The 25,747-nt window shown below is 63.8% G+C and carries 30 protein-coding genes; 10 read left to right on the top strand and 20 right to left on the bottom strand.

Annotation, left to right across the window (positions count from 1 at the left end):
• Nucleotides 1-2 precede the first annotated feature (2 nt).
• Genes ACE3TQ_RS17000 through ACE3TQ_RS16990 form a run of 3 tightly spaced genes read left to right on the top strand, consistent with a single transcriptional unit; the run spans nt 3 to nt 2,170 of the window.
• Entirely contained in the window at nt 3-746 is a 744-nt protein-coding gene (locus tag ACE3TQ_RS17000; protein WP_374583472.1) for an MgtC/SapB family protein, read from the top strand.
• Nucleotides 747-755: 9 nt separating this feature from the next.
• A complete protein-coding gene (locus tag ACE3TQ_RS16995; protein WP_374583471.1) occupies nt 756-1,340 on the top strand; it encodes a DUF924 family protein in 585 nt (194 codons plus the stop codon).
• On the top strand, nt 1,340-2,170 hold the full coding sequence (locus ACE3TQ_RS16990; protein WP_374583470.1) for a Rossmann-like and DUF2520 domain-containing protein: 831 nt from the start codon (nt 1,340-1,342) through the stop codon (nt 2,168-2,170). The genes ACE3TQ_RS16995 and ACE3TQ_RS16990 overlap by 1 nt, the downstream gene beginning before the upstream one ends.
• Nucleotides 2,171-2,185: 15 nt before the next feature.
• Here ACE3TQ_RS16990 and ACE3TQ_RS16985 read toward each other — a convergent pair whose 3' ends face one another.
• From ACE3TQ_RS16985 to ACE3TQ_RS16975, 3 genes are all read right to left on the bottom strand, one after another.
• Entirely contained in the window at nt 2,186-2,704 is a 519-nt protein-coding gene (locus tag ACE3TQ_RS16985) for a TlpA family protein disulfide reductase (protein WP_374583469.1), read from the bottom strand.
• Entirely contained in the window at nt 2,701-3,228 is a 528-nt protein-coding gene (locus tag ACE3TQ_RS16980; RefSeq protein WP_374583468.1) for a carboxymuconolactone decarboxylase family protein, read from the bottom strand. The genes ACE3TQ_RS16985 and ACE3TQ_RS16980 overlap by 4 nt, the downstream gene beginning before the upstream one ends.
• Nucleotides 3,229-3,292: 64 nt before the next feature.
• On the bottom strand, nt 3,293-3,916 hold the full coding sequence (locus ACE3TQ_RS16975; RefSeq protein WP_374583467.1) for a MarR family winged helix-turn-helix transcriptional regulator: 624 nt from the start codon (nt 3,914-3,916) through the stop codon (nt 3,293-3,295).
• 237 nt (nt 3,917-4,153) lie between these two features.
• On the opposite strand from ACE3TQ_RS16975, the gene ACE3TQ_RS16970 reads away from it, so the two are divergent.
• Nucleotides 4,154-4,516 (top strand): hypothetical protein, encoded by a 363-nt coding sequence (locus tag ACE3TQ_RS16970; RefSeq protein ID WP_374583466.1) that lies wholly within the window; start codon nt 4,154-4,156, stop codon nt 4,514-4,516.
• On the opposite strand, the gene ACE3TQ_RS16965 is transcribed toward ACE3TQ_RS16970, so the two are convergent.
• Nucleotides 4,507-5,088, bottom strand: coding sequence for a molybdopterin-dependent oxidoreductase (locus ACE3TQ_RS16965; protein WP_374583465.1), 582 nt, complete (start codon nt 5,086-5,088; stop codon nt 4,507-4,509). The genes ACE3TQ_RS16970 and ACE3TQ_RS16965 overlap by 10 nt on opposite strands.
• 18 nt (nt 5,089-5,106) lie before the next feature.
• Between ACE3TQ_RS16965 and ACE3TQ_RS16960 the strand changes: the two genes are divergently transcribed.
• A complete protein-coding gene (locus ACE3TQ_RS16960; RefSeq protein WP_374583464.1) occupies nt 5,107-5,700 on the top strand; it encodes an alpha-ketoglutarate-dependent dioxygenase AlkB in 594 nt (197 codons plus the stop codon).
• A 199-nt stretch (nt 5,701-5,899) separates the two neighbouring features.
• The gene (locus tag ACE3TQ_RS16955; protein ID WP_374583463.1) at nt 5,900-6,484 is read left to right on the top strand and encodes a porin family protein; all 585 of its coding nucleotides are present in this window, start codon (nt 5,900-5,902) and stop codon (nt 6,482-6,484) included.
• A 101-nt stretch (nt 6,485-6,585) separates the two neighbouring features.
• Here the strand turns inward: ACE3TQ_RS16955 and ACE3TQ_RS16950 are convergent, their stop codons facing one another.
• The 6 genes from ACE3TQ_RS16950 to ACE3TQ_RS16925 all read right to left on the bottom strand — a co-directional run bounded on the left by ACE3TQ_RS16950 (nt 6,586) and on the right by ACE3TQ_RS16925 (nt 12,179).
• Nucleotides 6,586-7,092 (bottom strand): DUF6265 family protein, encoded by a 507-nt coding sequence (locus ACE3TQ_RS16950; protein ID WP_374583462.1) that lies wholly within the window; start codon nt 7,090-7,092, stop codon nt 6,586-6,588.
• An 82-nt stretch (nt 7,093-7,174) separates the two neighbouring features.
• The gene (gene ettA, locus ACE3TQ_RS16945; protein ID WP_374583461.1) at nt 7,175-8,842 is read right to left on the bottom strand and encodes an energy-dependent translational throttle protein EttA; all 1,668 of its coding nucleotides are present in this window, start codon (nt 8,840-8,842) and stop codon (nt 7,175-7,177) included.
• Between the two features lie 138 nt (nt 8,843-8,980).
• Nucleotides 8,981-9,781: a PEP-CTERM sorting domain-containing protein gene (locus ACE3TQ_RS16940; RefSeq protein ID WP_374583460.1), complete on the bottom strand. Its 801-nt coding sequence runs from the start codon at nt 9,779-9,781 to the stop codon at nt 8,981-8,983.
• Between the two features lie 120 nt (nt 9,782-9,901).
• Nucleotides 9,902-10,717: a hypothetical protein gene (locus ACE3TQ_RS16935; protein WP_374583459.1), complete on the bottom strand. Its 816-nt coding sequence runs from the start codon at nt 10,715-10,717 to the stop codon at nt 9,902-9,904.
• Between the two features lie 149 nt (nt 10,718-10,866).
• Nucleotides 10,867-11,748, bottom strand: a complete 882-nt coding sequence (rarD, locus tag ACE3TQ_RS16930) for an EamA family transporter RarD (protein ID WP_374583458.1) — start codon at nt 11,746-11,748, stop codon at nt 10,867-10,869.
• Nucleotides 11,745-12,179 carry a GNAT family N-acetyltransferase gene (locus ACE3TQ_RS16925; protein ID WP_374583457.1) on the bottom strand — a complete coding sequence of 145 codons (435 nt, stop codon included), beginning with the start codon at nt 12,177-12,179 and terminating at the stop codon, nt 11,745-11,747. The genes rarD and ACE3TQ_RS16925 overlap by 4 nt, the downstream gene beginning before the upstream one ends.
• A 121-nt stretch (nt 12,180-12,300) precedes the next feature.
• On the opposite strand from ACE3TQ_RS16925, the gene ACE3TQ_RS16920 reads away from it, so the two are divergent.
• Together ACE3TQ_RS16920 and ACE3TQ_RS16915 are read left to right on the top strand one after the other, a co-directional pair.
• On the top strand, nt 12,301-14,181 hold the full coding sequence (locus ACE3TQ_RS16920) for a potassium transporter Kup (RefSeq protein WP_374583480.1): 1,881 nt from the start codon (nt 12,301-12,303) through the stop codon (nt 14,179-14,181).
• A 95-nt stretch (nt 14,182-14,276) separates the two neighbouring features.
• Nucleotides 14,277-15,494, top strand: a complete 1,218-nt coding sequence (locus ACE3TQ_RS16915) for an FKBP-type peptidyl-prolyl cis-trans isomerase (RefSeq protein ID WP_374583456.1) — start codon at nt 14,277-14,279, stop codon at nt 15,492-15,494.
• Nucleotides 15,495-15,549: 55 nt separating this feature from the next.
• Here the strand turns inward: ACE3TQ_RS16915 and ACE3TQ_RS16910 are convergent, their stop codons facing one another.
• The 5 genes from ACE3TQ_RS16910 to ACE3TQ_RS16890 form a co-directional block, all read right to left on the bottom strand.
• Nucleotides 15,550-16,002, bottom strand: coding sequence for a GNAT family N-acetyltransferase (locus ACE3TQ_RS16910; RefSeq protein WP_374583455.1), 453 nt, complete (start codon nt 16,000-16,002; stop codon nt 15,550-15,552).
• Nucleotides 16,003-16,167: 165 nt separating this feature from the next.
• Nucleotides 16,168-16,452 carry a DUF4148 domain-containing protein gene (locus tag ACE3TQ_RS16905; protein WP_374583454.1) on the bottom strand — a complete coding sequence of 95 codons (285 nt, stop codon included), beginning with the start codon at nt 16,450-16,452 and terminating at the stop codon, nt 16,168-16,170.
• A 55-nt stretch (nt 16,453-16,507) separates the two neighbouring features.
• Nucleotides 16,508-16,936, bottom strand: a complete 429-nt coding sequence (locus tag ACE3TQ_RS16900; protein WP_374583453.1) for an organic hydroperoxide resistance protein — start codon at nt 16,934-16,936, stop codon at nt 16,508-16,510.
• A 146-nt stretch (nt 16,937-17,082) separates the two neighbouring features.
• Nucleotides 17,083-17,592 (bottom strand): thioredoxin family protein, encoded by a 510-nt coding sequence (locus ACE3TQ_RS16895; protein ID WP_374583452.1) that lies wholly within the window; start codon nt 17,590-17,592, stop codon nt 17,083-17,085.
• Nucleotides 17,593-17,594: 2 nt separating this feature from the next.
• Complete coding sequence (locus tag ACE3TQ_RS16890; RefSeq protein WP_374583451.1) at nt 17,595-18,293, bottom strand: cytochrome c biogenesis CcdA family protein; 699 nt, start codon at nt 18,291-18,293, stop codon at nt 17,595-17,597.
• Between the two features lie 153 nt (nt 18,294-18,446).
• Between ACE3TQ_RS16890 and ACE3TQ_RS16885 the strand changes: the two genes are divergently transcribed.
• Together ACE3TQ_RS16885 and ACE3TQ_RS16880 are read left to right on the top strand one after the other, a co-directional pair.
• Nucleotides 18,447-19,187, top strand: coding sequence for a response regulator (locus ACE3TQ_RS16885; RefSeq protein ID WP_374583450.1), 741 nt, complete (start codon nt 18,447-18,449; stop codon nt 19,185-19,187).
• Nucleotides 19,184-20,491, top strand: coding sequence for an ATP-binding protein (locus ACE3TQ_RS16880; protein ID WP_374583449.1), 1,308 nt, complete (start codon nt 19,184-19,186; stop codon nt 20,489-20,491). The genes ACE3TQ_RS16885 and ACE3TQ_RS16880 overlap by 4 nt, the downstream gene beginning before the upstream one ends.
• Here ACE3TQ_RS16880 and ACE3TQ_RS16875 read toward each other — a convergent pair.
• From ACE3TQ_RS16875 to prfA, 5 genes are all read right to left on the bottom strand, one after another.
• Complete coding sequence (locus ACE3TQ_RS16875) at nt 20,488-21,486, bottom strand: histone deacetylase family protein (protein ID WP_374583448.1); 999 nt, start codon at nt 21,484-21,486, stop codon at nt 20,488-20,490. The genes ACE3TQ_RS16880 and ACE3TQ_RS16875 overlap by 4 nt on opposite strands.
• 3 nt (nt 21,487-21,489) lie before the next feature.
• Nucleotides 21,490-23,082: a glutamate--cysteine ligase gene (gene gshA / locus ACE3TQ_RS16870; protein ID WP_374583447.1), complete on the bottom strand. Its 1,593-nt coding sequence runs from the start codon at nt 23,080-23,082 to the stop codon at nt 21,490-21,492.
• A gap of 103 nt (nt 23,083-23,185) precedes the next feature.
• Nucleotides 23,186-24,013: a peptide chain release factor N(5)-glutamine methyltransferase gene (prmC, locus tag ACE3TQ_RS16865; RefSeq protein ID WP_374583446.1), complete on the bottom strand. Its 828-nt coding sequence runs from the start codon at nt 24,011-24,013 to the stop codon at nt 23,186-23,188.
• Nucleotides 24,010-24,483, bottom strand: coding sequence for a disulfide bond formation protein B (locus ACE3TQ_RS16860; protein ID WP_374583445.1), 474 nt, complete (start codon nt 24,481-24,483; stop codon nt 24,010-24,012). Before ACE3TQ_RS16860 ends, prmC begins: the two co-directional genes overlap by 4 nt.
• A 123-nt stretch (nt 24,484-24,606) precedes the next feature.
• Entirely contained in the window at nt 24,607-25,683 is a 1,077-nt protein-coding gene (prfA, locus tag ACE3TQ_RS16855) for a peptide chain release factor 1 (RefSeq protein ID WP_374583444.1), read from the bottom strand.
• Nucleotides 25,684-25,747: the final 64 nt, after the last annotated feature.

Here is a 25,747-nt window from a genome sequence, read left to right as displayed (position 1 = left end):
CCATGCCCAGCATAGAATTCCTGCGTGCCTATTGGTCGTCCGGCGAACTGGCGACCAATTTCGTGATCCTGATGAACCTGGTCGGGGCGCTCCTGCTTGGCCTGCTGGTGGGGTACGAGCGCTCGTACCACGGACGAGCGGCGGGCATGCGCACCTACGGCCTGGTGTGCATGGCCTCGGCGGCGCTGACCGTGGTGTGCGGCTATCCCTCGCTGTGGTTCGGCGGCCATATGTCGGAACTGATCAGCACCGACCCGACGCGCGTGATCCAGGGCATCGTCACCGGCATCGGCTTCCTCGGCGCGGGCGTGATCATGCGCGAGGGCTTCAATATCTCCGGCCTGACGACGGCGGCTTCGATCTGGGCCTCGTCCTGCATCGGAGTGGCGGTGGGGCTGGGGTTCTACCTGGGCGCCATGGGCCTGGCTTTCCTGTGCGCGATGTCGATGATCTTCCTGTCCAAGGTGGAAGCCTGGCTGCCCTCGCGCCACGCGATCGCGATCAGCATGCGCTTCAAGCCCGGCTTTGAGCCGAAGGAGGACCAGCTGCGCGCCATGGCGCTGGAGCGGGGCTATGAAATCGCCGGTGGTTCGCTCACCATCGGCATGGACCAGGGCAAGCAGGAGTGGCGCTTCGTCGCGCTGGCCCTCAGCAAGCGCAGCGGCTCGCCGCTGTCGCGCATTGCCGAGGAAATGGTGCATTTCGACGGCATCGACAGCTTCCAGGTCACCCACGCACGCAACTAGGAGGCAGGTTTGGTCATCCATTCACAAGACGTACTCGATTTCTGGTTCCTGCCGATCGGCGCCAAGGGACACAATATGCAACGCCCGGAGTGGTGGCGCAAGGACGACGCTTTCGACCGCGCCATCTTCCAGCAGTTTGGCGATGTGATCGAACAGGCGCTGCTGGGCGGCCTGCGGCAATGGGACGACGAGGGCACGCAAGGCACGCTGGCGCGCATCATCGTGCTGGACCAGTTCACGCGCAACGTCTACCGCGGCACGCCCAAGGCCTTCGCCGGCGATGAGCTGGCGCTGGAGGCGGCGCGCGCGCTGGACGATTCCGGCGCCAACCAGACCTTGCCGCCGGCGCAGCGCGCGTTCTCCTACATGCCGCTGGAGCATGCGGAGAACCTGTCGATGCAGCTGCGCTGCGTGGACCTGTTCGAAATGCTGGCGGCGGATGCGCCAGCCTATGCCGGCATGCTGGATTTCGCAAAGAAGCATTATGAGGTGATCCGCCGCTTTGGCCGCTTCCCGCACCGCAATGCCATCCTCGGGCGCGAATCGACGCCGGAGGAAATCGAGTTCCTCAAGCAGCCGGGGTCCAGCTTCTGATGCCCAGCCTGACTGTTGTCGGCGGCGGCCATGTGGGCCGCGTGCTGGGCCGCCTGCTGCAGGCGGCGGGCGTGTTTGCGGTACAGGATGTGGTGGCCCGCTCGGCGGACAGGGCGGCGCAGGCGGCGGCCTTTATCGGGGCCGGCACGCCGACGCTTGCCGGCAGCGCGCTGCGGGACGCTGATGTCTTCATGCTGACGGTGACGGATGACCAGATCGTGCCCGCCTGCGAGGCGCTGGCGGCGGCGGTGCCGCTGCAGGGAACCGTGGTGTTCCACTGCAGCGGGGCGCTGGCGTCCGACCGCCTGGCGGCGGCGCGCGCGGCGGGAGCATATGTGGCCAGCGTGCATCCGATCCGCAGCTTTGCGGATATGGATGCGGTGGCCGCCGGCTTCGCCGGCACTTTCTGCGGCGTTGAAGGCGACCAGCAGGCTCTGGATGTGCTGCTGCCGGCATTGGCGGCGATTGGCGCGCGGGCGGTGCGGATCGACCCGGCGGCCAAGACGGTGTACCACGCGGCGGCGGTCTTCGCCAGCAATTACCTGGTGACGGTGATCGATGCGGCGTTGCGCGCCTACCAGGCGGCCGGCATCCCGGAGGCGGTGGCGCGCGAACTGGCCAGGCCGCTGGCGCTGGAGTCCATGGAGAATGCTTTCCGCCTTGGCGCTGCGCCGGCGCTGACCGGCCCGGTCGCGCGCGGCGACATGGCAACCGTGCAGCGGCAGCAGGATGCCGTGATGGCATGGGATGCGGCCACCGGCCAGCTGTACCGCTCGCTGGTGCCGCCCACCATTGAACTGGCCGCGCGCAAGCGCGCCGGCCAGCCCTGACCTGCGCCCGCGCTGCTAGCGGGGCAGGGCGCAGCCTTCGGCGTCGCACCCGGCGCCGCCCGCTGGCGGCGCCGCGCCGGGTGCCTCGTGCGCGGCACTGGGCTGCTCGGCCAGCAGGCGCCCGACCACACCGCCCAGCACCAGATCATCGATGCGCCCGAAGTGGTTCAGCCGCAGCCGGCCGGTGCGGTCGAACAGCAGCAGGCTGGGCGTGCCACGCAACTGGTAGCGCTGCATGGTGGCCGGCACCGGTGAACCCGGCAACGCCCGGTCCAGCGCTACCGGGAACGGCAGCCGATACTCGTGGATGAACGCTTCCAGCGCGCGCGGCGTCATCACGTCATGGTGCTCGAACACGCTGTGCAGGCCGATCACCACCAGGTCGGGAAAAGCCTGCTGCAGCCTGGCCGCCTGCGGAATGCCGTGCGCCACGCACGCTGGGCACAGCATCTGGAAGGCGTGCACCGCCACCACCTTGCCATCGGTGGCCGGCGCGGCCCCATTCAGCCACGCCGAGGCATCGAGCCGCATCATTTGGCGCGCAGCTTCACGCCAGGGAAGTCGACCGGCACCTTGAACGCCACGTTCACATAGTTGGTGAACAGGTTCAGCGCCACGTGCGCCATGATCTCCATGATTTCCTCGTCGCTGAAGCCGACCGCGCGCAGCTCCGCCACGTGCTCGTCATCGATCCTGGCGCGGTTGCTGACCACGGCCAGCGCAAAGCGCAGGGCGGCGGCGGTTTTCGGATCGCTCGACTGGCCAGCTTGCGCGGCGCTCATTTCCTCGGCCGAAGCGCCGGCCTTGCGGCCCAGGGCCGTATGCGCGGCCAGGCAGTATTCGCAGTCGTTGCGGTCGGCGATGGCGACGGCAATCTGCTCGCCCAGCCTGGCACCCAGCTTGCCGCCGCCCAGCGCGCCAAAGCTGCCCCACATACTCTGCAACGCGGCCGGCGAATTGGAAACTGCCTTGAACATGTTCGGCGTGGCGCCGAATGCCTGGTGAATCTGGGCCAGCAGGCCGGTGCTGTCATTGGTGTTCAGTGGAATGCGCGACATGGTGAAACTCCTTTCAATAAATAAATAGGACTCCTAACTATTTGGAGCCAAAAAAAGGCGGGCCTCATACCAGGGCCTGCCAATTCTTCACTTGCTGTGCCGGATCGGCCGGTTCATGTTCCGGACAATCCAGGCGCAGCATCGCCACCGGCAAAGGCGCGCCGACCAGCCCGCAATGATGGGGCGCGGCGGCATCCGCATGCCGGTTGGGCTGGAAATGCTTGCACGACAGGCAGGCCCGCAGTTCCGGGAAGCGCTCGGTCTTCTGCAGCTGCCCGATCACCTGCAGCAAGCCGCCCAGCAACTGCGCCTGCGCCTGTGGCGGCAGCGCCGCCACCGCCTCATCGGCGAAGCTGGTGGCGCCGGCAATGCGTTGCGCCAGCTGCCGCCCCGCATCGCTCAAGTGCAGGTCGGTGGCGCGGCCGTCATCCAGCGCGCGGGCCTTGCGCACCAGGCCCTTCGCTGCCAGGGCCGCCACCGAATCGCTGGCGCTGGCCGCTGAAATCGACAGCTGGCGCGCCAGCCACGACAAGCGCACGCCCTGCGGCGCGCGGTTATACAACAGTTGCAGGATCTCGGCCTGGGCCGGATTCAGGTTTTCGCTGGTCGCAAATTCCCACATGCCCGAACGCAGCACGCTGCCGATGCGGGAGATTGCGGAGATAATGCGGGCGGAAGTCGTGTCCATGTACCAAGTATAAGGCCAAGGATTAAATTGTCAAGGACTCCTAACTAATTACTGGAGCCACTAAAGCCTTGCAAATCAGCAGGGCAAAAAATATAGTTCAAGAACAGCTAAAGCCTTTTTGCCGGACTTTTTTTGTTGGAATGGAGCAAAAACTTAGCCCCGACGGGTGACAAAATTGGCCGTTAGCAATAAGCTAGCTCACTTGGGAAAAGCCACACACAGTTCTAGGGGAACGCTATGTTATTTTTGAAATCCACGTCTGTCACCAAGGCGCCTGGCATCTACGAAGTTGATATCGCCGCCAAACCGCCTGGCAAGACTTTCGGCGTATACATGGCAACCGACCCGGATAATCCGCCAACCGCCGTGCTGGAAGCACTGGCAGCGGGCGGTTTCAAGCAGGTGCACAGCTCCGGCTACACCCACAAAGACCGCGGCAAGGTGCTCGACCTGCACTTCCAGAAAGACGGCACCGACCTGTTCAACGGTTGGAAAGCCGACGAGGCCGAAGCCAATATGGCCATCATCAACAAGATATTCGGCGACATCGGCGTCGCCATCACCCCACGCGTGATGTCGCTGGCCGAAGCTTACGCCTGAACGTCGATGTGATACAGGGCCCAGGGGCAGGTGCTGAAGCGCTCGCCCACGGGCCGGCTCGCCATTTCCGGCACCCGATCCGCATCGTAAATCGCCCATAACGGGCCGAGTCCGCCCAGCGCCATCGGCGCGCCGTCCAGGTGCGTCGCCACGATATAGCGCTGCGCCTTGATGCGCGCCAGCGTCACCGCCACCGCATAGCCATCCACCGCACGCAGCACGATATTGCTGCTGTCGTTCGTTTGCGCGCCTGCCGCTTTCAGCACGTCCACCAGCAAGGGGCCTGACAGGGTATGCGGCCGCGCATCGTATTCCAGCGTCGGCTTGATGGTCACGGCAGGCAGCGCGGTCATGGCCGCGAAGTCGAAGACAAAGGCCTTGTCAAAGCTCAGGCGCTGGCGATGCATCATCTGGTCCGCCACGCGGTCGAAACTGCCGCGGTTGGGCTTGGCGATCGCGCCGCTGACGGTCAGCAGGGCAGGGCCGCGCGCGGCGCTCTTGGGGGCAGCGGCGCCAAAGGCGGGGATGGCGCCGGCCGCTGCCACGGCGCCGAGGAATTGACGTTTCTTCATCCTAGTATGATAACGCTTATGGACCTTTTTTCCGCCGAGCCTGAATTGCTGCCGATCCCGATCGAGGACGGCGAGCTGTATTTCATGCAGCAGCTGCCGCTGGCGCTGGACAATGGCGCCGTCATGCAGCGCCTGCTCGAGGAAACGGCCTGGAAGGCGGAAACCATCTTCCTGTTCGGCCGCGAAGTCGCCCAGCCGCGCCTGAGCGCCTGGTACGGCGAGGCGCGCTACACCTATTCCGGCCGCACTTTCGAGCCCCTGCCGTTCACGCCGCTTCAGCTGGAAATCAAGCGCGCCATCGAACTGGCCAGCGGGCGGCGCTTTAACAGCGTGCTGCTGAATTACTACCGCAACGAGCAGGACAGCATGGGATTCCACAGCGACGACGAGCCTGAGCTGGGGCCGCAGCCCGCCATCGCCTCGGTCAGCTTCGGCGCCACCCGCACCTTCATCCTCAAGCATAAAAAGCAGGCAAAAACCGTCAAACTGGACCTAACGGATGGCAGCCTGCTGCTAATGGCGGGAAAGCTCCAGCATTGCTGGCGGCACGGCATCAACAAGGAGCGCAAGCCCTGCGGGCCGCGCATCAACCTTACCTTCCGCCTCATCTGACGGGTCGCAATTGAAGGCAAGTTCGGCCATTTTGGGGTGAACAGTGGCAATTCAAGGTCACTTACAAACTCATACAATTCTTACCAGTTCGTCTCCCCCTTGATGTTTTGGCAGTGTTATCGTGCTTTCCATCGCACTTCCAGAGATGAAGCGCGATCCCAAGCAAGACCAACCTTAACTTTGCTGAAAGATCACGAAAATGAAGAAAATTGCATTCGCCCTCATCACTTCCGCCCTGACCCTGGGTGCCGCTTCGGTCCAGGCCCAAGAACTGAAACCTTACGTCGGCGTCGGCGTGGTTTCCAGCCAGCACAAGTACAACGCAGCCAATGACACCACCAACGGCGACCGCAAGTCGAACGAATGGGGTGGCAAGATCTACGGCGGCGTGCAGCTGGACAAGACCTGGGGCGTGGAAGCCGGCTACACCGACTTCGGCAAGTCCGACTACAGCTACACCGTAGGCGGCGCCAATGGCCGTATCGAAAGCGATGCCAAGTCCTTCTACCTGGCGGGCAAGGGCAGCTTCCCGATCAACCAGCAACTGGCGCTGACCGGCAAGCTGGGCGTTGCGCACAACAAGAATGACGTGAACGCGACCGGCCTGGCCGTAGCATACCGTGGCGATAGCAGCCGTAACGCGCTGTACGCGGCAGTTGGCGCAGAGTACGCGTTCACCGAGAAAGTGTCGGGCGTGGTGGAATACGAACACTACGGCAAGAACGACAACGAACAGGGCCGCCGCAAAGGCGCGGTCAGCCTGGGCGTGAAAGCCAGCTTCTAAACCGAGGGGGAGGGCGGCTTAGCTGCTTCCCCCCGCAAAGTGCCGATCGAGGCCGGGTGCGACTGCGGCAGCCTTGCGCTGCCAAAGTCCTTGTGCCCGCCTCACCTGCCTGCCGGACATTGCGTCCGCGTCATCGGGTAATCGAAGGCTTTCTGTTTGCCCTTCGAGACGCCTTCAATCCGGGCCTTCAGCCCATCTGTTCCATCGCGCTTGTAAATGATCCGCTGCGGGAAGTCATGCTGCGGGTTCTCGAACACCACTTCCTCGTCGCTGATCGACTTGATCGGGAAAGATGCCTCCGGTTGCCGGCTGGGTTTGGCCACGTAGGACCATTTGCCCGGTTCGGTTTCGCGGATCATGGTGTGTTCCCACTCGACGGTCTTGCCGTTCTTTACCGTACGGGCAATGCCGAGCATGGTGCCGCCGGCAGGGAGGGTCCACATTTCCATGGAGCCGGCTTCGGCGCCCGTATGGGACCAGCAGCCGGCCAGCCAGCTGAGTTTGTTGAGGGGAGCTTCTTGGGCAATCACGCCGGCGCTGGCTAGCAGCAGGGCGCACAGGAATTGTTTGCGCATATTTTTACCCCGGTAAACCAGGGTCAGGCCCAAGGGCCTGACCCTGTATGATCTTGCAGCCAGCGGCTTCGGCATGCCGGGGTCTGACCCTTGGGTCAGACCCGATCTGCCGGGTTTAGCCGTGCAGCGGCTTATAACGGATGCGCTTAGGCTTGGCGCCTTCCTCACCCAGGCGCTTCTTCTTGTCGGCCTCATACTCCTGGTAGTTACCGGCAAAGAAGGTCACCTGCGAATCGCCCTCGAAGGCCAGGATATGGGTCGCGATACGGTCCAGGAACCAGCGATCGTGCGAAATCACCATGCACGAACCGGCGAATTCCAGCAGCGCATCTTCCAGCGCACGCAGGGTTTCCACGTCCAGGTCGTTGGACGGTTCGTCCAGCAGCAGCACGTTGCCGCCCATCAGCAGGGTCTTGGCCAGGTGCAGGCGGCCACGTTCACCACCGGACAGGTTGCCCACGATCTTCTGCTGGTCCGAGCCCTTGAAGTTGAAGCGGCCCACATAAGCGCGCGACGGCATTTCGAAGCGGCCCACGCTGAGGATGTCGGCGCCGCCGGACACGGCCTCGAACACGGTCTTCTCGTTATCCAGCTTGTCGCGGCTCTGGTCCACCAGCGAAATCTTGGCGGTCTTGCCGATCACCACTTCGCCGCTGTCCGGCTGCTCCAGGCCAGCGATCATCTTGAACAGGGTCGACTTACCGGCGCCGTTCGGACCGATGATGCCGACGATCGCGCCCGGCGGGATGATGAAGGACAGGTTGTCGATCAGCAGGCGGTCGCCGAACGATTTCGTCACGTTCTTGAACTCGATCACATCGTTACCCAGGCGCTCGGCGACAGGGATGAAGATCTCCTGGGTCTCGTTGCGCTTCTGGTATTCGTATTCGCTCAGCTCATTGAAGCGCGCCATACGGGCCTTAGACTTGGCCTGGCGTGCCTTCGGATTCTGGCGTGCCCACTCCAGTTCCTTCGCCAGCGCCTTCTGGCGCGCCGATTCGGTCGCTTCTTCCTGCTTCAGGCGGGCTTCCTTCTGCTCCAGCCAGGAAGAGTAGTTGCCCTTCCACGGGATGCCATGGCCGCGGTCCAGTTCCAGGATCCATTCCGCCGCGTTGTCCAGGAAGTAGCGGTCGTGGGTAATGCCGACCACAGTGCCCGGGAAGCGCACCAGGAACTGCTCCAGCCACTCGACCGATTCCGCATCCAGGTGGTTGGTCGGCTCGTCCAGCAGCAGCATGTCAGGCTTGGACAGCAGCAGCTTGCACAGCGCCACGCGGCGCTTTTCACCGCCGGACAGCACGCCGATCTTCTGTTCCCACGGCGGCAGGCGCAGCGCATCGGCCGCCATTTCCAGCTGCAGGTTCAGGTTGCCGCCGTCGGCCGCCGCGATGATGGCTTCCAGGCGCTCCTGCTCTTTCGCCAGCGCGTCGAAGTCCGCGTCCGGCTCGGCGTAGGCCGCGTATACGGCTTCCAGTTGCGATTGGGCGGAGAAAGCTTCGCCCAGGCCGGACTCCACCTCTTCACGCACGGTTTTTTCAGGATCCAGCTGCGGCTCCTGCGGCAGGTAGCCGATGTTCAGGCCCGGCATGGGGCGCGCTTCGCCCTGGATATCGGTATCGATGCCCGCCATGATTTTCAGCAGGGTGGATTTGCCGGAGCCGTTCAGGCCCAGCACGCCAATCTTTGCGCCCGGGAAGAAGGACAGCGAGATGTCTTTAAGGATCTGGCGTTTCGGTGGGACGATCTTGCCCACGCGGTTCATGGTATAGACGTAATTGGCCACGGTATGCGTTCTTGTCGATTCGTTTGGAAGGGCGACAGCATACGATAAAAGCCGTCGTCGCGGTAGTTTAGCGCATTGCGCCAGGCGATAAAAAAACCCGGCGCCGGGCCGGGTTTCTTGCGCATGCGCGGGCGGCGTTTAAGCCTTGCGGCGGCGCATGGTGGCCAGGGCCGCCAGGCCCAGGCCGGTCAGCAGCAGGCTGGTCGGCACCGGTACCGAAGCAGGCGCCTTGCCGTCGGCCGGGGTCGAGAGCTGCTGTGCCAGCAGGTCCAGCTTGAAGCCGTTCAGGTCGAACTTGCCCCAGGCATCGTAGACGTAGAAGCTGAGGATGCCATCCTTGGTCAGGTCGGCCAGCGCCTTGGCGTCCAGCGCCATGGAAACGCTCAGGTTACCGCTGTACGAAGTCTGCGAGGTGCGCTCGCTATCGTAGTACTTGGTCCAGCCCTGGCGGTCGTTGCCGCTCTTGTACCATGGGTTGGCATCGCGCTCGTAAGCGGAGGTCGAGGTTTGCAGGTCGGCCATATCGTAGGCCCAGGTGTTGCCCGCCAGGATCCACATCGTGTCGGCGACATCGTCCTTGTACTTATACGTGTAGTAGTCGGTCTTGGTGACATCGACCACCGAGCAGTTCACGTTGTTGCAATTGCCCGGCTTGGGGCGGGTGACCGTCGTCGTTTCACGGCCGTCGAAGGTGAACCCGTCGTACACCAGCGCCGCTTTCGAGTAGGCCGAAACGGTCAGTACACCGGAGAGGATGGAATTGCTGTCCAGGCTTTTACCACCGAGCAGGCTGTTGACGTTGAAATCGAACCATTTGCCCTGGCTCTGGGACAGCTGGCCGCTTGCCGAAACATTGCTGGTCAGGGACACCGGTGCGGCTTGCGCGCAGACCGAGATTACCAAAGCGGCGATACCTGCCAGGAATTTGTTGCTTACCATTATTTTTCTCCCGTGATGGAGCCAGGAAAGAAGCAAGGATCATGCCAAACGGCAATCAATCTTGCTTAAGTTCTTGTTTTCACGGGAGAAATTTAAAATTCCTAAGAGAAAATTATGTTTTTACTTTGATAATGGTGTAAAGTTTTCCGACACGCGCCGGCTGCGCGCCAGCGCGGCCAGGCCCAGGCCTGTCAGCAACAGGCTGCCTGGCAAGGGTATATCCGTCGAGCCGCCGCCCGACTTTTCCACCGTGAAATCCAGGCGCACGCTGTTGATATCAAAATGGCCCAGCGCCGACCAAATGTTCAGGCCCAGCACGCCATCGCTGCCCAGGTCGCCCAAAGCCACCGCGTCCAGCGCCAGGTTCACGCTGAGCGCGCCGCTGTAACCGCCCTGGTGATCGCGGTTGCGGTGACTGTAATAATGCAGCCCGGTCGCATTGGTGCCCAGCACAAAATCCTGCTTCGCTGCGCCATAGTCACCGTATTGCTCATGCCAGTCGGCGCTGTCGGAGCCGACACTATTACCCACGCGCACCCGCATGGTATCGGCCACCATGTCCATGTAATGCATGGTCATGTCGGCCGTGTTGTAGGTATCGGTCACGGTGCGGTTGCGGCAGCCGAGGAAGGGCAGGCAGACGCGCGTCGCGCGCTGGTTGCTGTCGGTTTGTACGTAGCCCGACGCGTCGAAGCCGGCAAAACCGAACACGCCCTGCGAATCGCCCAGCACAGTCAAGGTGCCCGACGTGATGCTGCTGCTGCCCAGCCCCAGGCCCGCCAGCAGGCTGTTGACGTTCAACTGCAAGGATTTGTTCTGGCCCAGGTGCAGATGGTCGCCCAGCGCCAGGGTGGTCGACAAACTAATGGGCGCCGCTTGCGCCGAGGCAGCGCCGATCAAGACCGCCACGCCCGCGAGTACCTTTTTGAACGCCATTGATTTCCTCCTGGTCAATTTAATGTCAATTGCGACAACAAAAGCAATTCACGTGCCGGGGAGATCAAGTGCTTGATTCTAAGAGGAAATTTAGTTTGTGACAGGGAAGTTAACGTGTTTCATTTAGCAAGTTGTAAAAATTGCCGACGTTAAGCATTCGACATTTTCCGGCTGCTCAGCCAGCCCTCCAGCATGTAAATTGCCAGCGCGCCCCAGATGAACAGGAAGCCCACCAGGCGATTGGAAGAAAACGCTTCGTGGAACACCCACACGCCGAGCAGCATCTGCAGCGAAGGCGACATGTACTGCAGCATGCCCAGCACCGACATCGGGATACGGCGCGCGCCCGCCGCAAACAGCAGCAAAGGAATCGCCGTGGTCGGGCCGGCCGCCGCCAGCAGCCAGCGCGTGGTATCCGACTCGGCATTCACGAACACGCTCTGGCCATGGAACACCAGCCAGCCCAGGTAAGCCACCGCCAGCGGGAACAGGATCAGGGTCTCGAACGACAGGCCTTCCAGCGCCGCCAGCGCGGCTGTTTTACGCAGCAAGCCATACGCACCGAAGCTCAGTGCCAGCACCAGCGCAATATACGGCACCTGGCCCGCCTGCCAGGTCAGCCAGGCCACGCCCGTCGCGGCCACGGCGATGGCCAGCCACTGGCCGCGGCGCAGCTTCTCTTTCAGCACCAGCATGCCCAGCAGCACATTGACCAGGGGATTGATGAAGTAGCCCAGGCTGGCATCGACCACATGGCCGTTGTTGACCGCCCAGATATACACAAACCAGTTGGCACTCAGCAGGAAAGCGCTGGCGACAAAGCTGGCCACCACTTTCGGCTGGCGCATCACTTGCGGCAGCCACTTCCACTGGCGCCGCACCAGCAGGACCAGCATCAGGAACACCAGCGACCAGGCCATGCGGTGGGCCAGGATCTCGGACGCCGGCACATCCTTGATAGCATGGAAATAGAGGGGGAACAGGCCCCAGGACAGGAACGCCCCGGCGGCGTACAGCATGCCGGTCTTCATGCCAGCTCCATATGCAGGAGCGGGAAGGGCTGGCCCTGGCCGTCCAGCGGCGAACGGCCGACGGTGCGAAAGCCCAGGTGCGCATAAAAGCCCACTGCCTGGGCATTTTGCTCGTTCACGCTGACTTTACGCGCGCCCAGCGTGGAGCGGGCAAACTCGGCCAGTGCGCGGCCGGCGCCGCCGCCGCGGCGCCCGGGCGCCACGAACAGCATGTCGATCTCGCCGTTGGCCGCCCCGAGGAACGCAAAAGGTGCGCCCGACTCATCGCGCAGGCAGTAAATTGGCGCGTAGCTGCTCATCAGCTCACGCACCAGGGGCACCAGGCGCTGGATGTCGGTTTCATTGAGGAAATCGTGGGTGGCACGTACGGCGGCTTCCCAGACCGCGAAGAGCTGTGGCGCGTCGGCGCTACTGGCTTTACTGATTTGCATGATTTTCTTTCCGTAAAGGAGGAAAATAGCACATTCGCGGTTTTTGCACCGGCCGCCGAAAAACTTGCAATTGGCCTAAGCTTGGCCTATTGTGCGATGCACCAAAACACATTTGGGTGAAATCTTGTCACAACATAAGAAAAGCAGCGTAGCGGCACTGACGCTGGCAGCCATTGGCATTGTCTATGGCGATATCGGCACCAGCCCGCTCTATACCCTCAAAACCGTCTTCGATCCTTCCCATGGCCTGGCGCTCAACCAGGCCAACCTGCTGGGCATCATTTCCCTGATTTTCTGGAGCCTGGCGCTGATCGTCTCGCTCAAGTACGTCAGCCTGGTGCTGCGCGCCGACAACCGCGGCGAAGGCGGCATCATGGCCCTGATGGCGCTGGCCCTGAACTCCGTGCACAAGGCCGCGCCGAAATGGCACTTCCCCCTGCTCCTGATCGGCACCTTCGGCGCCACCATGTTCTACGGCGACTCCGTGATCACCCCGGCCATTTCCGTGCTGGGTGCGATCGAAGGCCTGGAAGTGGCCGCCCCCGCGCTGGAAAAATGGGTGGTGCCGCTGACCATCGTCGTGCTGGTCACGCTGTACTCGGTGCAGCGCCACGGTACCGCCGGCATCGGCCGCTTCTTCGGCCCCATCATGACGCTCTGGTTTGCCGCGCTGGCCATCATGGGCGTGATCAATATCGTTGAAACCCCAGCCATCCTGGAAGCGCTCAACCCCTACCATGCCGCCGTGTTCATGCGCGAGAACGGCTTCATCGCCTTCGTCGCCCTGGGCGCCGTGGTGCTGGCGATTACCGGCGCCGAAGCGCTGTACGCCGACATGGGCCACTTCGGCAAAGGCCCGATCCGCCTGGCCTGGTTCTGGGTCGCCTTCCCGGCCCTCGTGTTGAATTACCTGGGCCAGGGCGCGCTGCTGATCCGCAATCCGGAAGCGATCAGCAACCCCTTCTACAACCAGCTTGGCGCCTGGAGCGTGTACCCGCTGGTCGTGCTGTCCACCGCCGCCGCCGTGATCGCCTCGCAGGCCACCATCTCCGGCACCTTCTCGATGACCAAGCAAGCCATCGCGCTTGGCATGCTGCCGCGCATGCGCGTGCAGCACACCTCGGAAAGCGAGATGGGCCAGATTTACATCCCGGTGGTCAACTGGCTGCAGCTGATCGTGGTGCTGATCGCCGTGGTCGGCTTCCAGAACTCGGACGACCTGGCCGGCGCCTACGGCATCGCCGTCACCGCGACCATGTTCGCCACCACCATCCTCACCTTCTTCGTGATCCGCTACCGCTGGCACCTGCCGCTGGTAGTGTGCTTCGGCGCCACCGGCTTCTTCATCCTGATGGACATCATGCTGTTCTCGTCCTCCGCGCTGAAGCTGTTCCACGGCGGCTGGTTCCCGCTGCTGCTCGGCACCGCCCTGTTCACCACCATGCTCACCTGGCGCACCGGGCGCGAGCTGGTGTTCAAGAACCTGGAAAAGCACGCCATCCCACTGGAAGATTTCCTGAACTCCCTGTTCATGGCGCCGCCCACCCGCGTGCCCGGCACCGCCGTCTTCCTGCGCGGCGAAAGCGACGGCGTACCGCACGCCCTGCTGCACAACCTGTCGCACAACAAGGTGCTGCACGAACGCGTGGTCTTCTTCACCGTGCACATCGTGGAAGAACCGTATGTCGCGCCCGAAGAGCAGGTGCGCGTCACCGCCCTGGGCCACGAGTGCTACCAGATCAACGTGCACTACGGCTTCAAGGACGAGCCCGACATGCCCGCCATCATGGCGCTGTGCGAGGCCAAGGGCCTGAAGTTCGAGATGATGGAAACCTCCTTCTTCATCGCCCGCCAGACCGTGATCTCCTCGCCCGGCGCCGGCATGGCGCCATGGCGCGAGCACCTGTTCGTCGCCATGTCGCGCAACGCCCGCGCCGCGGCCGACTACTACCAGATTCCGCCCAACCGCGTGATCGAACTGGGCACCCAGGTGGAAATTTAAATGTAACCGAGTATGTCAGCTGGGGAGGAGGGGTGACGGTCTGATAAACTTCCGAACCGTTACCCCGACTCACCTGACAAATAGGCAAGACCGAGATGAAGATTTCGATGTACAAAGTAATGGCCGCGCTGGCCTGTGCAGCAATCCTGGCTGCCTGCGGCGGTGGCGCCAATGACACCACCACCACCCCAACGCCACCGCAGCCAGCCTTCAAATGGGAAGATATCGATGGCGGCAGCGGCACCCGCGTCGCCGCTGCCGGCGACCTGGTCACGGTGACGTACGAAGGCTGGCTGTACGACGCCAACAAAGACGGCAACAAAGGCGCGCAGTTTGAATCAACGAACGGTATTCCAGCCGCCATGTCGCTTGGCTTTGGCACCACCCGCCTGGTCGGCTGGGACAAAGGCCTGCTCGGCATGAAGGTCGGCGGCAAGCGCAAGCTGCTGATTCCTGCCAGCATGGCGTTTGGCGCGGCAGGCCTGGTCAAGGATGGCAAGACCCTGGTTCCGGCCGACACCGCCGTCGTATATGAAATGACCATGCTCTCCATCGCCACGGTCCCGACCAACCTCCCACCGCAGCCGCTTTTCACCAAGACCGACACCACGGTCGGCACTGGCACCGAAGCCGCCGCCAACCACCTGGTCGGCATCCGTTACACCGGCTACCTGTACGACGAAACCAAAGCCGACAAGAAAGGCGCCCAATTTGAAACCACCGGCACCGGCGCGCCATTCACCTTCCTGCTGGGCGTCAACAGCCGCATCCCCGGCTGGGAGCAAGGCATCCTCGGCATGAAAGTCGGCGGCAAGCGCACCCTGCTGATCCCAAGCGGCATGGCCTACAGCTTCCGCGGCCGCGAAGACGTGCCCGGCACCATCCTGGTTCCGGCCCACACCGCCGTGGTGTACGACATTGAACTGACCAGCCTGGTGACCACCCCACCGGTCTCGACCGTGCAACCAGCCTTCACCAAGATCGACACCCGGGTTGGTACCGGCACCCGCGAGGCTGCCGCCACGGACCGCCTGACCGTGCATTACACCGGCTACCTGTACAACGACAGCGTGACCGACAAGCGCGGCCTCAGGTTCGAAACGTCGCTCGCGAGCGGCAACGCGCTCGAAGTGAAGAAACTGAGCGAGGGTGTAATTGCCGGCTGGAGCCAGGGCCTGATTGGCGTGCGAGCCGGCGGCAAGCGCACGCTGATCATCCCGGCCAACCTGGCTTACGGTGCCAATGCGCAGGGCAGCATTCCAGCCAACTCCGCGTTGATCTTCGATATCGAAGTGCTCACGGTTAACCCCTAAACGGACTTCGTGAAAAGAAAAGCGGCCTATACAGTGTATAGGCCGCTTTTTTCGTTTACCGCAGCATCTCCAAGTGCGGGATGCCATCCTCATCATACGGCTCCCCTACTGCCTGGAAGCCGAAGCTGCCATAAAACTTCTCCAGGTGGGCCTGGGCGCCGATGCGGATGCGGTGACCCGGATGCAGCGCTTCCGCACGGCGGATTCCCTCTGCGATCAACTGCCGCCCGGCTCCGCTACCGCGCGCAGCCTGCGAAGTCAGCACACGGCCCAGCGACATCTCCGGGTACTTGATACCAGGCGCGATACAGCGCAGATAGGCCACCAAGGAGCGCCTGCCCCCAAGCTCAGACCAGCCCAGCAAATGGAAAGCACCCTGGTCGAAGCCATCCATATCCGAGTAAAAGCACTGCTGTTCGATCACGAAGACCTCCTGCCGCTGGCGCAGCACCTCATACAGGTCCGCGTTCGGAATGCTCGCAAAGTCCAGCCACTGCCACTCAATCATATTCACCTCAAAATTCGGGGTCAGGTCTGACAATCGGACACGCAGACCAACTCTTTGATCTTCCTCAATACGCAAATTCTACCGATTTTGCGTATTGAGAAAGATCAAACAACTAGTCTGCGTGTCCGATTGTCAGACCTGACCCCGAATTTTGACCCCGAATTTTTACTGTTCGTGGCGGATTTCGCCTTGGCGCAGGGCGGCGGCGAGTTCGGCTTTCACTTCGGCGCGGGTCTTGGCGCTGCCGGGGAGGGTGACGCTGCGCGGGTATTCTTCGCCGTGCAGGATCTCGCCGCGGCGCAGGGCGGCAACGGTCTCTGCCTTCACTTCGGCGCGGGTCTTGGTGGAGACGAAACTGCTGTCGGCTTGGTAGCCTTCGCCGCTGTTGGGGGCGGCATAAGCGGTGGTGCTGAGCGCCAGGGCGGCGATAACGGTTGCAATGGCTTTCATGATCTTGCTCCTTGAAGGTGGGCACGGCCGCTTTGGCCGCCGTGCCCTTGCTTGTTTATACGATAGTCAGGGTGACGTCGATGTTGCCGCGGGTCGCGTTCGAGTACGGGCAGACCAGGTGGGCGGCGTTCACCAGTTTTTCCGCAGTGGCGCGGTCCAGGCCTGGCAGGGAGATCTTCAGTTCGACTTCGATGCCGAAGCCGCCTTCGATCTGGCCGATGCCAACGGTGGCATTGATCGATACGTCCGCCGGGACGGCAATCTTGTCGCGGCCGCCAACGAATTTCATCGCGCCGATGAAGCAGGCCGAGTAGCCGGCTGCGAACAGCTGCTCTGGGTTGGTGCCGAAGGCGCCATTGCCGCCCAGCTCTTTCGGGGTGGTCAGCTTGACGTCCAGGGCGCCGTCGCTGGAGACGGATTTGCCTTCGCGGCCGCCGGTGGAGGTTGCATTTGCGCGGTACAGGACGTTGGAGATCTTTGCCATGATAAGTTTCCTTTATAGTGAGCGATTAACTAGTGTGCTATGTATTTCCAGTTTTCCGGGCGATTTGTGCTGCCCATGTGCACACTATAGATAGTGTGCGATTTAATTGCAAGCGATTTTTGAAAAATTTTTCGCGCATCATGCACTCACTCGCCTTGCGCCAGCAGTTGCTGGATCTTGGCCTCGGTTTGCTCGTACTGGCCTTCGCCAAAGTGGGTGTACACCACCCGGCCCTTTTTGTTGACCAAATAGAAAGCCGGCCAGTAGCGGTTGCCATAGGCGTTCCAGGTTTCATAGCCGTTGTCCTGGGCGACTGGATAGCGTATGTCGAAGCGCTTCAAGGCGGCGCGCACGTTGTCGGTCTTGCGTTCGAAGGCGTATTCCGGGGTGTGCACGCCGACCACGACCAACCCTTTGTCCTTGTACTTGTCGTGCCATTTCACGACATGGGGCAGGGTGTTGATGCAGTTGATGCAGTCGTAGGTCCAGAAGTCGATCAGCACGACCTTGCCGCGCAGCTGTTTCATGGTCAGCGGTTCGCTGTTCAGCCATTGCTTGATGCCGCTGAACTCGGGTGCGGTGGCAGGGGCGGCCGAGGCGGCTCCTGCGCCGGCCAGCAGCGCGGCGGCGGTGAGGAGTTTCAGGTAATTCTTCATGGTTACAGTCCTTTCAGGGTGGGGAGGTGTTGTGCGGCCCAGGCATAGGCCAGGGTGTCGTATTGCAGGTAAATGGCGGCGGCGGTCAGTACCACCAGCACGCCGAAGGCTTGTTGCAGGCGCTGGGCGTGGCGCGCCACGGAGCGCACGCGCTGGGTGGCGTACTGGCCGCCGTACATAATCCCAAGCATGGGCACGGCGGCGCCCAGGGCGTACAGGGTGAGCAGCAGGGCGGACCAGGCCGGGTCCTGTGCCTTCACCACCAGCACGAGGATGGAGGCCAGCACCGGGCCGGCGCAGGGCGTCCACACCGCGCCCAGCGAGACGCCGAGCAGGAAGGCGGCGCCGTGGCTGCCGTCGTCGCGGCGCGGGGTGCTGGCGCTGCGTCCCGGCAGGCGTGCAACCAGCCAGGCGTAGGGCGCGGGCCAGGCGCGCAGCAGGCCGGATAGCGCGAGCAGGGCGAGGGCGGTGTTGCGCAGCACTTCCTGCGCCACTTCGACGGCGGCGGAAACGACGCCCAGCAGCATGGCGAAACTGGCGAAGCTCAGCACAAAGCCGGCGATGATGAGCAACGGGCGGCGCCGGTCGCCCTGGTTGACGCCGGTACCGAGCAGGATGGGCAGCACCGGCAGCACGCACGGCGAGGCGATGGTCAGCAGGCCTGCGAGGAAGGCGAGCGGTGTGTCAAGCGGGTTAATCATGGCGGGCTCCGTGTTTTGGCATGACGCTATTGGACCGCCGGCAGGTATCTGGCATATGTCGCGCCAGGGGCCGGTGTGCAATGTTTTGTGTCGCTGCGCGGCCTGTACACACTGGGATACAAATCCCTGCCCGGCATTGGGTATCATGGGCTCATGGAAAATCCTGACCACATCCTGATCGTCGACGATGACCGCGATATCCGCGAGTTGATCGGCGCCTACCTGCAAAAGAACGGCTTGCGCGCTTCTCTGGCGGCCAACGGGCGCCAGATGCGCAGCATCGTTGAAGACGATACGCCCGACCTGATCGTGCTGGACCTGATGCTGCCCGGCGAGGACGGCCTGACCTTGTGCCGCGACCTGCGCGCCGGCAAGCACAAGGCGATCCCGGTGCTGATGCTCACCGCGCGCAACGAGGAAACCGACCGCATCATCGGCCTCGAGATGGGCGCGGACGATTACCTGCCCAAGCCTTTCGCCGTGCGCGAGCTGCTGGCGCGCATCAATGCCGTGCTGCGCCGCACACGCATGCTGCCGCCGAACATGCAGGTGAACGAGAGCGTGCCGATGCTGGCCTTCGGCGACTGGCGCCTGGATACGGTGGCGCGCCACCTGCTCGATGCGGACGGCACGCAGGTGGCCCTGAGCGGCGCCGAGTACCGTTTGCTGCGCGTCTTCCTCGACCATCCGCAGCGCGTGCTGACGCGCGACCAGCTGCTGAACCTGACCCAGGGCCGCAATGCCGACCAGTTCGACCGTTCGATCGACCTGCTGGTGAGCCGCGTGCGCCAGCGCCTGCGCGATACGGCGCGCGAGCCGCGCTATATCAAGACATTGCGCAGCGAGGGCTACGTATTCTCCGCCGCCGTCACGCTGGCGGCAGGCGAGCCATGATGCGCCTGCGCTGGCCGCGCAGCCTGTTCGCGCGCCTTGCCTTGCTGCTGTGCCTGGGCGTGGCGGTGGCGCAGGGCCTGTCGTTCTGGCTCACCATGCGCGAGCGCAACGAGGCCACCACCAATATGATGATGGGCTATATCGAGCGCGAGGTCGCCACCTCGGTGGCGCTGCTCGATGCCTTGCCGGCGGCGCAGCGCGCCGAGTGGTTGCCGCGCCTGGCGCGCCGCAGCTACGAGTTCCGGCTGGAGGCATGCGATGAATCGCTGCCGCACCTGGACCAGCTGCAGGCCAACGCGGTGCGTTCATTTGAGGAGGGCATCGGCAAGCAGTACAAGCTGACCGTGCATGCCATTCCGGGCGCAATGGAGCGCTACCAGGTGCACCTGACCCTGAGCGACGGCATGCCGCTGACGATCGACTTCCGCCCCATGCGCAGCGTGCCGATGTCGCCCTGGTTCGGCGCGTTGATGGCGGCGCAGCTGGCGGTGTTTGCGCTGTGCTGCTGGCTGGCGGTGCGCCTGGCGACGCGGCCTTTGGAACAGCTGGCGCAGGCGGCCGATGCACTGGGGCCGGATATGCAGGGCGCCCACCTGCCGGAAAGCGGGCCGTCCGAGGTGGCGCGCGCGGCGCGCGCCTTCAACGCCATGCAGCAGCGCATTGCGGGCTATATGGCGGAACGCATCCAGATCCTGGCGTCGATCTCGCATGATTTGCAGACGCCGATCACACGCATGCGCTTGCGCGTCGATATGATGGATGATGAGCCGCAGCAGGCGCGCTTGCGGCAGGACCTGCAGGCCATGGAGCAGCTGGTGAAAGAAGGCGTGGCATATGCGCGTACCCTGCACGGCACCAGCGAGGCGCCGACCCGCATCGATCCCGATGCGCTCTTGGACAGCATGGTGCATGACTATACCGATGCCGGCCAGCAGGTCACGCTGCACGGCGCCGTGGGCCGCGCCATGGAATCGCGGCCGCAGGCGCTGCGCCGCGTGCTGGGCAACCTGATCGACAATGCGCTCAAGTTCGGCGGCAGCGCGGAGGTGCGCGTCGCGGCGGCGGGTAGCGGGGACGGTATTGAAATCAGCGTCCTCGATCGCGGCCCGGGTATTCCGCAGGAATCGCTGCAGGCGGTGTTTGAGCCGTTCGTGCGCCTGGAATCTTCACGCAGCCGCGAGACCGGCGGCACCGGGCTGGGGCTGGCCATCGCGCGCCAGCTGGCGACCGCCATGGGCGGTTCCCTGACCTTGCACCAGCGCGACGGCGGCGGCCTGGAAGCGCGGCTGGCGCTGCCCGGTTAAGCGGCAGCGCAGTCGAAGCCTTCCAGCACGTTGACGATATTGGTGCCCAGCTGGCGCAGCGGGGTGCCGCCCTCCAGCTGGAAGGTGGTGGGCACGCCCAGCCAGGCCAGGCGCTCGCCCAAGCGCAGGAAGTCGGCCGGCGCCAGCCCAAAGCCGCCGTGCTGTTCGCCCTGGAAGATATTCCCACCCAGCGCCACCACCAGCGCATCCGGCCGATAGATGGACAGGCGCAGGCAGGCCGTCTCCAGCGCGGCGAACCAGGCTTGCGCATCGGCGCCGGGCGCCAGCGGCAGGTTGACGTTATAACCTTGCCCGGCGGCGGCGCCGGTTTCGTCGGCATGGCCGCAATAGTAGGGGAAGGTCTGGCGCGGGTCGGCGTGGATCGACAGGCACAGCACGTCGGCGCGCTCGTAGAAGATGCCCTGCGCGCCGTTGCCGTGCTGGTAGTCGAGGTCGAGGATGGCGACTTTGCCCAAGCCGTCGTCCAGCAGGTGCTGGGCCGCCAGCGCCGCGTTGTTCAGGTAGCAGTAGCCGCCGCAGAAATCCGCGCCGGCGTGGTGTCCCTGCGGCTGCGTCAGCACGAAGCTGGCGCGCTCGCCGACGCGCAAGGCATGCGCCGCATTCACCGCGCAGTCGGCGCCGCCTTTGGCCGCACTCCAGGTGCTGGCGCTGATGCCGGTGAAGGTATCCATCGAATACAGGCCAAGCCGGGCGAAAAAGTCGTCCGGCTCGATATCGTTGCGCATGGTGCGCACGGCCAGCTGGTTCGGCGTGACGACCGATCCCGCCCGCGCCGCGGCCGGCGCTTCGCTCCATGCATTGCGCAGGAAGGCAAGGTAGCGCGGGCTGTGGGTGCGTTCGAGTGCCGTCAACGGCACGCTTTGCGGGGTAACGATCTGGCCAAGGCCGCGCCGTTCCAGCTCGGCCTGCACCGCGCTGACGCGATGCTGCAGGCCGAATTCCTTCGTATGCTGTTCGTTAAAGAAGGTGAGCAAGGGTCAGGTGCACTGGTTCGGGCACAGGTTGCTGGCGCGGTAGGCCGCCACGTAATCGTCGAAGCTGCCGGTCTGCGTGCGTTCCAGCTCCTCCTGCTCGGCGAGCGAGACGCGCGCCATTTCGTCGAAGCGCGCCACGTCTTCCGCGCTGGCGGGATGGCTGCGGAAGTAAGCCGCATGCTTCTCGCTCTGGTGCAGGCCGAAGGCGGTGAAGGACTTGCCGTTCTCGCGCAGCGCCTGCAGCACGCGTGCCGACGGGGTGATGTCGGGATCATGCAGCTTGGCCGCCTGCGCTTCCAGCGCCGCCATGTGTTCGCGGCCGCCGTGTTCGCGGTCCAGCAGTTCCGCCACCGGCTTGAAGCGCTCCAGCAGTTCCAGGCCCCATTCCTTCAGCGTGACCTCTTCGCCTGCGCGGGTCAGGGTCAGGCCCGGGCGGCGGCCTTCCTTCACGGTGCGCGCGAAATTGCGCGCCAGCAGTTCGCCGTGCTCCGGCGTGATCAGCGGGCTTTCTTCCAGCGCGCTAAAGAGCAGGAACACGTCGAGGAAGCGGCCGGTTTGCACATTGATGCCGACCGGTTCGAACGGGTCGACGTCCATGCAGCGCACTTCGATGTACTGCACGCCGCGGTTGCACAGCGCCTGGATCGGGCGCTCGCCGGTGTTGATCACGCGTTTCGGGCGGATGGTCGAGTAGTACTCGTTCTCGATCTGGATTACGTTGGTGGACAGCTGCACCCACTCGCCGTTTACCTTGGTGCCGATTTTGGCGTACGGTTCATACGGCTGGTTGACCGCCTTGGTCAGCGTGGCTACATAGGAATCCAGGCTGTTCTCATGCGGGTGCAGGCCGGATTGCGCCTCGTTCTGGTAACCCAGGTCGCTCATGCGCAGGCTGGTGGCGTACGGCAGGTAGAGCGTATCGCCGGACAGCTTTTCCAGCTTGTGCGGGCGGCCGCGCAGGAAGCCTTCGGCCAGCGCCGGCGAGGCGCCGAACAAATACATCAGCAGCCAGCTATAGCGGCGGAAGTTGCGGATGGTGGCCAGGTAGGCTTCCGACTGGTAGGCCTTGGGTGCGATGTGGGTCGCGCCCTCGTTTTCAGCCAGGATGCGCCACAGGCGCTCGTCCAGCGAGTAGTTGTAGTGGATGCCGGCGATGCACTGCATCGCCTTGCCATAGCGCAGGGCCAGGCCGCGCCGGTAGACGTGTTTCAGCATGCCCAGGTTGGACTTGCCGTACCAGGCGATTTCGATTTCATCCTCGCCCGGCAGCTCGCACGGCATGGACTGGCTCCAGATCAGCTCATTGCCCAGCTTTGCATAGCTATAGCGGTGGATCGCCTCGAGGCGCTCCAGCGTCGTAGCGATGTCGTGTTCGGCCGGGGTGATGAACTCCAGCAGGGTCTCGGCATAATCGGTGGTGATATGCGGGTGGGTCAGGGCGGAGCCCAGCGGCAGCGGATGCGGCGTATGCGCCAGGTGGCCATCGGGCTGCACGCGCAGGGTTTCCCGTTCGATGCCGCGCAGGCCGCCGCCCAGCACCGCACGGTGCTTATCGTCGGCCAAAAGGGCCAGGCGGCGTGTCAATAGATTGGACAATTTGCTCTTCCTTTCCGCTGCAGCAAATCAAGATGGGTGCGAGATTAACCGAAAACCGAAAAGCGCGTACGAGCCCCCCAAAAAAGGGGCTGGAAGCCGCATTTTACCGTGTGCGGCCGCCGCTGACGCGTTCGATCCCGGCCAGGTCCTGCCAGCTTTGCACCTCAGTGTACCCCGCGCCGGCCAGCAGGCCGCGGACCGCCGCCGCCTGGTCGTAGCCGTGCTCCATCAGCAGCCAGCTGCCCGGCGCCAGGTGCGCCGGCGCACCGGCGACGATGGTGCGCAGGGCGCTCAGGCCGTCGGCGAAGTCGGTCAGGGCGCCGCTTGGCTCGAAGCGCAGGTCGCCCTCCGACAAATGGCGGTCGCCGTCGGCGATATAGGGCGGGTTGGAGACGATCAGGTCGAACTGCTCGCCCGCCACCGCGCCGTACCAGTCGCTGTGCAGGAAGCGCACCCTGGCGCCGTTACGCTGCGCATTGCGCGCCGCCACGGCCAGCGCATCGTTGCTGACATCGAGCGCGGTCACGTCGGCATCGGGCCGGTTGTGGGCGATGGCCACGGCAATGGCGCCGCTGCCGGTGCCCATATCCAGCACCTTGCCGCGGGGCGGCAAACGTTCCAGCGCCAGTTCCACCAGCAGTTCGGTGTCCGGGCGCGGGATCAGGACCGCAGGCGTGGTTTCAAAAGGCAGGCCGAAGAACTCGCGCTGGCCGACGATGTAGGCCACCGGCTCGCCATCGGCGCGGCGCTGCAGCAAGGCCGCGACGCTGGCCGCCTCCTCGGCGCTGAGGGCGCGCTCGGTCTGGGTGATCAGCGCCGTACGGCTGATGCCCAGCGCGTGGCAGACCAGGATGCGCTGGTCGACCGGGTCCAGCAGCGGCGCGCGTTGCAGCGCGCCCAGCGTGGTGCCGGCCGCAACCTCGATGCTCATGCGCGCTTGCGCAGCAGCGCCCAGGCCGTGCCGACTGCCAGGATACCGAACCAGATGAAGGCCCAGGTCGGGATCTGCAGGCCCATGAACTTCTCCGTCGCATCCTGGCACAGGCCTTCGGCGTAGAACAGCCAAGGCAGGTACTCCGCGGTCGGGATTTTGTTCAGCATGGTTTCCATCGGGTCGATGCCGCACGACAGGCTAGGCTGCGACAGCACATACAGCTGCTTGCCCGCCACGCCCAGGCCGCCCAGCGCCGCCAGCAAGCCGACCCCGGCCGCCAGCTTAGGCTTGCTGGTAAAGGCACCCACCAACGCCGCCAAGCCGATCGCGATGAACAGGTAGCGCTGGATCACGCACAGCGGGCAAGGCATCAGGTACAGCACATGCTGCAAATACATCGCAGCCCCGATCAAGCCAAAGCTCACCACAGCAATTGCCAGCAGAACGTTACGGTTGCTCATCGTCATAAACTTAACAGGTTGAAAATCCGGCCAATTCTCGCACAAATGTCCACTTCGGGGTCAGGAAGAAAAGTGGACATTTCCTGAAATGTCCACTTTTCTTCCTGACCCCGAAGTGGACATTTTGGCTTAGTCGCCGAGGGCGGCGAGCTGCTCGGCCTGGTGCTCGGTGGTGAGGGCGGTGGTCAGCTCGCCCAGGTCGCCGTCCATGATCATGTCCAGCTTGTACAGCGTCAGGTTGATGCGGTGGTCGGTCATGCGCCCTTGCGGGAAATTGTAGGTACGGATGCGCTCGCTGCGGTCGCCCGAGCCAATCAGGCTCTTGCGCGTGGCCGCTTCTTTCGATTGCTGTTCGCGCAGCTGCACGTCCTTGATGCGCGCGGCCAGCACCTTCATGGCCGAGGCCTTGTTCTTGTGCTGGGAGCGGTCGTCCTGGCATTCGACCACGATGCCGGTCGGCAGGTGGGTGATGCGCACCGCGGAGTCGGTCTTGTTGATGTGCTGGCCGCCGGCGCCGGAGGCGCGGTAGGTGTCGATGCGCAGGTCGGCCGGGTTGATGTGCACGTCTTCCACTTCGTCCGCTTCGGGCATCACCGCCACGGTGCAGGCGGAGGTGTGGATGCGGCCCTGGGTCTCGGTGGCCGGCACGCGCTGGACGCGGTGGCCGCCGGATTCGAATTTCAATTTCGAGTACGCGCCGTTGCCGATGATGCGGGCAATCACTTCGCGGTAGCCGCCCAGGTCGCTCTCGCTGGCGGAGACGATCTCCACCTGCCAGCGGTTGCGCTCGGCATAGCGGGTGTACATGCGCAGCAGGTCGCCGGCGAACAGGGCCGATTCGTCGCCGCCGGTGCCGGCGCGGATTTCGAGGAAGATGTTGCGCTCGTCGTTTTCATCCTTGGGCAGCAGCATCTTCTGCAAGTCCAGTTCCAGGCCGCCCAGGCGCGCCTTGCCGGCTTCGATTTCCTCCTGCGCGAATTCCTTCATGTCCGGGTCGGACAGCATGGCTTGCGCGTCGTCGATATCGCCTAGCACTTGCTGGTAGTCCTTGTACAGCGCCACCAGCGGCTGCAGCTCGCTGTGCTCGCGCGTCATCTTGCGGTAGCTGTCCATATTCGATGTCGCGCCTTCGGACATCAGCAGTTCGTCCAGTTCGACCAGGCGGTTTGCCAGTTGGTCCAGCTTGGCCAGCATTGATGGTTTCATACGGTCCTGTATTCGAGGGGGATAGTACGGGGCGCCGCGCAGGGGCGGCAGGCGGGGCAGGGCG

This window comes from Pseudoduganella sp. (assembly GCF_041914865.1).
Lineage (GTDB): Bacteria > Pseudomonadota > Gammaproteobacteria > Burkholderiales > Burkholderiaceae_D > Rugamonas.
This window is presented reverse-complemented; position numbering and strand designations above follow the sequence as displayed.

Bases quoted from the DNA above. Each gene is read 5' to 3' on its own strand.
- ACE3TQ_RS17000 (WP_374583472.1), top strand. From the start codon at position 3: ATGCCCAGCATAGAATTCCTGCGTGCCTATTGGTCGTCCGGCGAACTG.
- ACE3TQ_RS16990 (WP_374583470.1), top strand. From the start codon at position 1,340: ATGCCCAGCCTGACTGTTGTCGGCGGCGGCCATGTGGGCCGCGTGCTG.
- ACE3TQ_RS16985 (WP_374583469.1), bottom strand. From the start codon at position 2,704: ATGATGCGGCTCGATGCCTCGGCGTGGCTGAATGGGGCCGCGCCGGCC.
- ACE3TQ_RS16980 (WP_374583468.1), bottom strand. From the start codon at position 3,228: ATGTCGCGCATTCCACTGAACACCAATGACAGCACCGGCCTGCTGGCC.
- ACE3TQ_RS16975 (WP_374583467.1), bottom strand. From the start codon at position 3,916: ATGGACACGACTTCCGCCCGCATTATCTCCGCAATCTCCCGCATCGGC.
- ACE3TQ_RS16970 (WP_374583466.1), top strand. From the start codon at position 4,154: ATGTTATTTTTGAAATCCACGTCTGTCACCAAGGCGCCTGGCATCTAC.
- ACE3TQ_RS16965 (WP_374583465.1), bottom strand. From the start codon at position 5,088: ATGAAGAAACGTCAATTCCTCGGCGCCGTGGCAGCGGCCGGCGCCATC.
- ACE3TQ_RS16960 (WP_374583464.1), top strand. From the start codon at position 5,107: ATGGACCTTTTTTCCGCCGAGCCTGAATTGCTGCCGATCCCGATCGAG.
- ACE3TQ_RS16955 (WP_374583463.1), top strand. From the start codon at position 5,900: ATGAAGAAAATTGCATTCGCCCTCATCACTTCCGCCCTGACCCTGGGT.
- ACE3TQ_RS16940 (WP_374583460.1), bottom strand. From the start codon at position 9,781: ATGGTAAGCAACAAATTCCTGGCAGGTATCGCCGCTTTGGTAATCTCG.
- ACE3TQ_RS16935 (WP_374583459.1), bottom strand. From the start codon at position 10,717: ATGGCGTTCAAAAAGGTACTCGCGGGCGTGGCGGTCTTGATCGGCGCT.
- rarD (WP_374583458.1), bottom strand. From the start codon at position 11,748: ATGAAGACCGGCATGCTGTACGCCGCCGGGGCGTTCCTGTCCTGGGGC.
- ACE3TQ_RS16925 (WP_374583457.1), bottom strand. From the start codon at position 12,179: ATGCAAATCAGTAAAGCCAGTAGCGCCGACGCGCCACAGCTCTTCGCG.
- ACE3TQ_RS16915 (WP_374583456.1), top strand. From the start codon at position 14,277: ATGAAGATTTCGATGTACAAAGTAATGGCCGCGCTGGCCTGTGCAGCA.
- ACE3TQ_RS16910 (WP_374583455.1), bottom strand. From the start codon at position 16,002: ATGATTGAGTGGCAGTGGCTGGACTTTGCGAGCATTCCGAACGCGGAC.
- ACE3TQ_RS16905 (WP_374583454.1), bottom strand. From the start codon at position 16,452: ATGAAAGCCATTGCAACCGTTATCGCCGCCCTGGCGCTCAGCACCACC.
- ACE3TQ_RS16900 (WP_374583453.1), bottom strand. From the start codon at position 16,936: ATGGCAAAGATCTCCAACGTCCTGTACCGCGCAAATGCAACCTCCACC.
- ACE3TQ_RS16895 (WP_374583452.1), bottom strand. From the start codon at position 17,592: ATGAAGAATTACCTGAAACTCCTCACCGCCGCCGCGCTGCTGGCCGGC.
- ACE3TQ_RS16890 (WP_374583451.1), bottom strand. From the start codon at position 18,293: ATGATTAACCCGCTTGACACACCGCTCGCCTTCCTCGCAGGCCTGCTG.
- ACE3TQ_RS16885 (WP_374583450.1), top strand. From the start codon at position 18,447: ATGGAAAATCCTGACCACATCCTGATCGTCGACGATGACCGCGATATC.
- ACE3TQ_RS16880 (WP_374583449.1), top strand. From the start codon at position 19,184: ATGATGCGCCTGCGCTGGCCGCGCAGCCTGTTCGCGCGCCTTGCCTTG.
- prmC (WP_374583446.1), bottom strand. From the start codon at position 24,013: ATGAGCATCGAGGTTGCGGCCGGCACCACGCTGGGCGCGCTGCAACGC.
- ACE3TQ_RS16860 (WP_374583445.1), bottom strand. From the start codon at position 24,483: ATGACGATGAGCAACCGTAACGTTCTGCTGGCAATTGCTGTGGTGAGC.
- prfA (WP_374583444.1), bottom strand. From the start codon at position 25,683: ATGAAACCATCAATGCTGGCCAAGCTGGACCAACTGGCAAACCGCCTG.